This is a genomic window from Kitasatospora nipponensis, from assembly GCF_039528135.1.
In the GTDB taxonomy this organism is placed as follows: Bacteria; Actinomycetota; Actinomycetes; order Streptomycetales; family Streptomycetaceae; genus Kitasatospora; species Kitasatospora nipponensis.
In genome coordinates this window covers 22,185-28,609 of the sequence record NZ_BAAALF010000102.1, presented here as the reverse complement: position 1 = coordinate 28,609, position 6,425 = coordinate 22,185, and the positions used below count along the sequence as shown (strand labels likewise).

Annotated in this window: 6 protein-coding genes; 2 read left to right on the top strand and 4 right to left on the bottom strand. The window is 74.1% G+C overall.

Going from position 1 to position 6,425, the window contains the following annotated elements:
- Positions 1–289 precede the first annotated feature (289 nt).
- The gene (locus tag ABD323_RS24950; protein WP_344444180.1) at positions 290–1,405 is read right to left on the bottom strand and encodes a serine hydrolase domain-containing protein; all 1,116 of its coding nucleotides are present in this window, start codon (positions 1,403–1,405) and stop codon (positions 290–292) included.
- A gap of 143 nt (positions 1,406–1,548) precedes the next feature.
- On the opposite strand from ABD323_RS24950, the gene ABD323_RS24945 reads away from it, so the two are divergent.
- Positions 1,549–2,448, top strand: a complete 900-nt coding sequence (locus ABD323_RS24945) for an AraC family transcriptional regulator (protein WP_344444179.1) — start codon at positions 1,549–1,551, stop codon at positions 2,446–2,448.
- A 37-nt stretch (positions 2,449–2,485) separates the two neighbouring features.
- Here ABD323_RS24945 and ABD323_RS24940 read toward each other — a convergent pair whose 3' ends face one another.
- Complete coding sequence (locus ABD323_RS24940) at positions 2,486–2,977, bottom strand: hypothetical protein (protein ID WP_344444178.1); 492 nt, start codon at positions 2,975–2,977, stop codon at positions 2,486–2,488.
- 225 nt (positions 2,978–3,202) lie between these two features.
- A complete protein-coding gene (locus ABD323_RS24935) occupies positions 3,203–4,423 on the bottom strand; it encodes a cytochrome P450, cyclodipeptide synthase-associated (protein WP_344444177.1) in 1,221 nt (406 codons plus the stop codon).
- Positions 4,424–4,738: 315 nt separating this feature from the next.
- On the opposite strand from ABD323_RS24935, the gene ABD323_RS24930 reads away from it, so the two are divergent.
- The gene (locus ABD323_RS24930; RefSeq protein WP_344444176.1) at positions 4,739–5,320 is read left to right on the top strand and encodes a hypothetical protein; all 582 of its coding nucleotides are present in this window, start codon (positions 4,739–4,741) and stop codon (positions 5,318–5,320) included.
- Positions 5,321–5,375: 55 nt separating this feature from the next.
- Here ABD323_RS24930 and ABD323_RS24925 read toward each other — a convergent pair whose 3' ends face one another.
- Entirely contained in the window at positions 5,376–6,332 is a 957-nt protein-coding gene (locus tag ABD323_RS24925; RefSeq protein WP_344444175.1) for an AraC-like ligand-binding domain-containing protein, read from the bottom strand.
- Positions 6,333–6,425: the final 93 nt, after the last annotated feature.

The window sequence follows — 6,425 nt, the reverse complement described above, 5'->3', positions numbered from 1 at the left end:
CGCCAACGACTGGGCCGACACCAACGGCTGGCACGGCCCCGCCGGCCTCGGCGGCACCAGCCGCTGACCCCAGCACACCACCCACACCCACCGCGCCGCGTCGGCCCGGTGGGTGTGGTGCTGCGCGCCCGTCGGACGACGTCACTCCGACACCCGACGGCGGCGTCCGGCCAAAACCAGCTCGCTCACCGGCACCGGGATGTCCGGGGAGGCGGAGCGCCGGGAGAGGTCGGGCCCGCCCGGCACCGGTGCCCCGCTGCCGGGACCCCGCACGCTCCTCGCCGCGCCGTCAGCGCAGACCGCCGTAGGCGGCCATCACGATCTCCATGCCGCGGTCGTCCTGCTGCCGCTGCCGGTCGATCATCTGGTTCATGACGTAGGCCACCGTCATGCGGGAGGCGGGGTCGCTCACGACCAGGGAACCGCCCCAGCCGCCCCAGCCGAAGGTGGTGCCGAACCTCCCGAAGCCCACCGTCCAGGTCATCGGCGTGCCCAGCACGCGGTCCTCGCCGTGGAACTCCTCGCGCCACGCGGGCTCGCAGCCGCGCGCGGAGAGCAGTCGCACGCCGCCGGCCGAACCCCCGTTGGCCAGGACCGACTGCACGAGGGCGACCGAACGGGCGTTGCCGAAGCCGTTCACCGCGGGGAGCAGCGCACGGCGCCAGGCCGTGGAGTTGGCGTCCTTGACCCGGACCGCGACACCGGTGGGCCCGGGGCCCGTGCCCTCGGGTCCCGGCGGTGCGCTCGCGGCGTACTCGTCGGTCAGGGACGGCGGCGGGATGAGCGGTGCGAGGCGGTGGTCGTGCCGCGCCCCGAGCCCGAGGTGGAAATCCGCGCCCAGCGGCTCGGCGACCTCCTCGGCGAAGAACGCGCCGAGGCTGCGGCCGGTGACACGGCGGACGATCTCACCCACCAGGAACCCGAAGGTGAGCGCGTGATAGCCGGCGGCCGTTCCCGGTTCCCAGGCGGGCGCCCGCGAGGCCAGCTCCGCCGTCACGCTCTGCCAGTCGTAGAGCTCCTCGACGGTGCGCAGCCCGGGCAGGTCCGGCAGCCCCGCGGTGTGCGACAGCACGTGCCGCACCAGGACGCCCTCCTTGCCGGCCGCGGCGAACTCGGGCCAGTAGGCGGCGACCGGCGCGGACAGGTCGAGCTCGCCGCGGTCCGCCAGGATCAGCGCGCACAGGGCGGTCATGTTCTTGGTCGTCGAGTTCACGCCGGTGAGGGTGTCGCGCTGCCAGCCGACGGAACGGTCCGCGTCGGCGTACCCGCCCCAGAGGTCGACCACCGGCTCGCCGTCCAGGTAGACGGCCGCCGAGGCACCCACGTCGTCCTTGCGGAGCAGTGCCGTCAGGGCCGCACGGACGTCGTCGAAGCGCGGATCGCAGAATCCCATAACATCGGTCATGGGATGAGCCTGCGACGGCGCCAGGGCCTGGCACCCCACCGTTCCCGCACCGATTCTGTCGGGCACGGCACGGTCGGATCGTGTCCACGCAGGCAGGGCGGCCCGCCGGGCTGGACACCAGAGGGACGGAAGGACGGTCACGCGTGCTGGAGCGGCTGAACCAGGCGCTGGACCACCTGGAGACCCGCCTCGACCAGGAGATCGACGTGGCCGAGGTGGCCCGGATCGCCGCCGTGTCGGAGTACCACTTCCGGCGGCTGTTCTCCGCGCTCGCCGGGATGCCGCTCCCGGTCTACGTGCGGCGCCGGCGGATGACGCTCGCCGGGGCCGAGGTGCTGGCCGGGGAGCGGACGCTGCTGGACGTCGCGGTGCGCTACGGGTACGGCTCGGGCGAGGCGTTCGCCCGGGCGTTCCGCTCGGTGCACGGCATCGGTCCGGGCGAGGCACGGCGTACGGGCGCGGTGCTCACCGCGCAGCCGCGGATGTCCTTCCGGGTCGTCGTCGAGGGCAGGACGGCCATGCGGTACCGGATCGTGGAGAAGGGGCCGTTCCGGTTCCTCGGCCGCAGGGCCCGCCTCCCCCTCGTGCACGAGGGACTCAACGCGGGCGCCACCGCGCACGTGGCGAGCCTGGACGAGCGGGCGATCGTGCGGATGAAGGGGCTGGCCGGCGAGGAGCCGCCGGGGATCCTGTCGGCGGTGGTGTACCTGGGCGACAGCCGGGAGGAGGGCGCCGAGGCGGACTACTGGGTCGGCGTGGTGACCGGCCCCGGGGCCACCGCCGAGGAGCTCGACGCCCTGGACGTCCCGGCCGGGACCTGGGCGGTCTTCGAGGACCACGGGCCCTATCCGAGCGCCCTACAGGAGCTGTGGCGCGACGTGTTCACCCAGTGGTTCCCCTCGAACCCGTACACCAGCAGGGCGGGCCCCGAACTCCTGCGCACGCGGCCGGTGGAGACCGGCGCCGAGACCGACTCCCAGCTGTGGATCCCGGTCGAACGGGTCGGCGCGAGCACCGGGAGCGCCGGGAACGCCGGGGCGTGACGGTGGCCGCACCGATCGCCGTGCGGACCAGGCTCGGTCACCCCTGCCGGGTGGCGCCCGGTCGGGGGTGGTCCGCGCCGCCGCCGCGAGCACGCCGGACGGTCCCGCCCAGGGCGCGGCCCGCCACGGCCCACGCCAGCAGGAACGCGCCCGCGCAGGCCCCGCCGAACGCCACGGTCACCGGTACGAAGAAGACGTCGCCCAGCCCGGCCGCGAGGTCGTGCACGGCGAGCGGGTAGGTGTGGAGGTCGTCCCACTGTCCGGGGACCGCGCACGAGACGCCGGAGGCCTGGACCGTGTGCCGCGCCTGCACGAGCTCCCGCACGACCATGCCGTGCTGGGCGCACACCCGGGCCGCGGCCCGGGTGGCGTCGTCGGCGTCGCCCGAGAGGTCCGCGCCGGTGCTCACCTTCGCGAACCACCACCAGCCCGCGAACGTCACCCCGAACGCCAGCCAGTGCCTGACGTTCGCCCAGAACCCGCGCCGGGCACGGGCGCGCGGCTGCTGCGGCTGCTGCGGTGGGCGCATCAGTCCCTGGGCGTCGATGGCCGTCCTCCTCCGTCTGCGGGTTCGCCCCCGGTCGGGCTCGGGGCTCCGGGGCTCGGGGCCCGGGTTTCGGAGCTTAGAGGGGTGCACTGTCAGCCCGCGCGGGAGTTTCGCCGGCCCGGGCCCGGCGGGGCCGTCGGTGGCCTGGGGGTGCCGACGGCCCCGTGTCCCGCAGGTGTCGACGCCCCCCGCGCCCGCCCTGGGCCGTCACCCGACCGGGGTGAAGTCCAGCGACAGGCCGGCCGGGCCGCGGGTGTAGAGACCGGTCTCCCGGTAGTGGAAGCCGGGACTGTAGCGGACCCCATCGAGCAGCGGCAGCAGCAGCGCGGCGACGGTCTCGATCTGCGCGCGGGCGAAGGCCGCGCCGACGCACTGGTGCAGTCCGGTCCCGAAGGCCAGGTGCTGGGCCGCCGCGGTGAAGGAGCGGGCGGTGCCCAGGTCCGGGCGGTGCAGGTCGAAGGTGTCCGGAGCGGTGAAGGCGTCGGGGTCGCGGTTGGCCGCGCCGATCATGCAGAAGGCGGTGGCCCCCGCGGGGACCGTGCCGCCGGCGAAGACGACGTCCTGCTGCGCCTGGCGGGGGATCAGCTGGACGGGCGGGGTGTAGCGCAGGGTCTCGGCGATCGCGGCGGGAAGCAGGTGCAGGTCACGGCGAACCTGCGCCAGCTGCTCGGGGTGGTCGATCAGGTGCCTGAAGAGGAGGGCGAGGGTCTTGTCGGCGGGTTCGGTCGCGGCGGCCAGGACGTTGATGATCAGTGCGGTGACCTCGCGGTTGCTCATGGCGATGCCGTCGAACTCGGCCGTGCACAGCCGCGAGATCAGGTCCTCGCCCGGGTCGCGGCGCCGCGCTTCGATGACGGGCAGCAGGTAGGCCTCCAACTGCTCGGCGCAGTCCAGGCAGTGACGTCGGCGTTCGGGGGTCATGACGAGACTGGTGATGAACTCGGCGATCCCGCTGTGCCAGGCGGCCACCTGCGGCCAGTGCGCCTTGTCCAGGCCGAGGACGTCGAGCGTCACGTACACGGCCAGGGGTCGGCCGAAGTCGTTGACGAGGTCCACCCGGCCGCGGGGCAGGAACGGCGCGATGAGCTCGGCGGCGTCCGCGCGGATGACGCGTATCTGGTCCTGCAGGGCCTGTCCGGTGAAGCCCCGCACGACGATCTTCCGCTTGGCGCTGTGCTCGGCCCCGGTCATCTGGGCCAGCACCGGCCCGCGCATCACCGGCTCGGCGCGCACCTGCAACGTCTCGGTGGTGAACGCCTCGTGGTCGGTCAGGACCCGCCTGACGTCCTGGTAGCGGGAGAGGAAGTAGCCGTCGATCGCCGGCTCGAAGTGCACCGGCGCACTCTGCCGCAACCACGGGAAGTACCCGTAGGGATCGGCGGCGAAATCCTCGGACAGGACGCTGAAACCTGGACTGACCACGAGCATGACGGGGGATCCCTCGAATTCTGCACGCACCGGCGGGGACGGAGAGCTGGACGGTAACACCCCTCGCCGAGCCGGACCGGGCGGCAGTCGCGCGCGGCGGGCGGCGGGCGCACCCGGGTGGCGGCGGTGTGCGCCCGCCGGGGTTCAGCTGGCGGGCGGGATCCAGTCGGCAGGCAGGAGCTCAGCCCCGGCTCGGCGGGAGCGAACACCGCCCGCCCGCGGTCGGCGGGCTGTCGACGCTCGGCAAACGGACTGTCGACGGCGCTCGCGAGACTGACGTCGTCAGGAAGCCCGGTCCAGCTAGGAGTGGATCCAATGAACAAGCGCATCACCCTCATGGCCGCCGCCGCTCTGGCCGTGGTGGCGACGCTCGGCACGAGCGCCACCGCCGCCACCGCCGCCCCGTCCGGGACCGGGTCCGGCGCGGTCGACCGCAACGTGCGCCGGACGCCGGCGGTGACGCCCCGGGCGCTGACGCTGAGCCCCGGCTGTTCGGGCACCACCCTGCCGATCGACTGCACCATCACCGAGCCGGTGGTGACCACCCTGCAGACCACGTACAACTTCTCGTTCCTGCCCGGGGACCACGTCACCGTCAACGCCGGCGGCTGCGTGCAGACCGGCGGCCACGGGCTGACCTGGAAGCGGTACGTCGACCCGGCCTCGGACAGCGACCTCTACCACGGTCTGATCACCATCCCCGGCGCGACGGCCAACCTGGCCCGGCTGGTGGACGTCGTGGGGCGGCAGTACGTGGTCGGCGGTCGGGGCGGCAGCCTGATCCTGGGCTACCAGGACAACGGCTACGACGACAACGGGTACTACGCGCACGACAACGGCACCGCCGACCAGTGCCTCAACTCCGTGAACGCCTTCGTCCACATCGTCATCTCCTGACACCCCCGGCGCAGCACACCCGCGGCGCGGCCGTCCGGCCGGTGGGAGCACCCGATCAGGCGCTCCCGCCGGCCGGACCCGTTGCCGCCCGGCGCACCTGCAGCGGGGTGCGCCCGTAGGCGCGCCGGAACGCCCGGTGGAAGCTCGTGACATCGGCGAATCCGGCCGACACCGCCACGTCGATGACCCGCAGGTGCGACCGTGCCGGGTCCTGCAACTGGCGCCAGGCGTGCTCCAGGCGGCGCTGGCGCACCTCGGTGGCGTAGCTGCGCCGCCGACCGGCGAAGACCGCGTAGAGCAGCCGCGGCGACACCCCCAGGCGGTGGGCGGTGGCCGGCGCGCAGAGGTCGTCGTCGGTGAGGTGCTCGTCGATGTCGTCCAGCGCCGCCCGGTGCAGCCGGTCACCCCGCAGCGCCGGGACGTCGGCGGCGAAGGGCTGTTCCAGGGCCACGGCGATCAGGCCGCAGGTGTGGGCGGCCAGCCGCGCCGCCGTCCGCGGGGCGAGGTCGCCACGGCTCAGGGCGCCGAGCGCGTGCCGGACCGCGGCCCCCACCCCGGTGCCCGTGTCCACCCGGGTCGCGGTCGGCACGCCCTGCCCGAGCTGGCTCTCCAGCAGCGGGCCGGGCAGGTACAGCGAGAGCTGGACGAACGCCTCGGGGAAGTCGAAGGCGAACGGCTGCGCGGTGTCGACCAGTGCCAGGTCGCCGGGGCGCAGCACCGTGGAGCGGCCCTGCTGGGTCATCCGACTGACGCCCTGCAGCTGGAAGTTGGCGTAGTAGCCGGAGCGCGGGGCGCGCTCGATGTCGCGGTCGGTGCGGCTGACCCGCTGGCGCTGCGAGTCGATCCGGGCCAGGCTCAGCTCGGCGAACTGCCACTGGGTCACCGCGCCGGTGAATCCCTCGCGCCGGTCCGACTCCGGGGTCAGGGACAGGAACGCCTCGCAGATGAGCTCGCGCCAGTGGGTGAAGCTGTCGACCCTCGCCGCCTGCCGCGCTGAACCGTGCTGGACCATCACTGTCCCCCGACTCCGACGTGGCGGGTTCACCGGCCGGCTCCTGCACGACGGGCCAGCGAACCGCGCAGCCCTGGCAACACCCGCACGGGC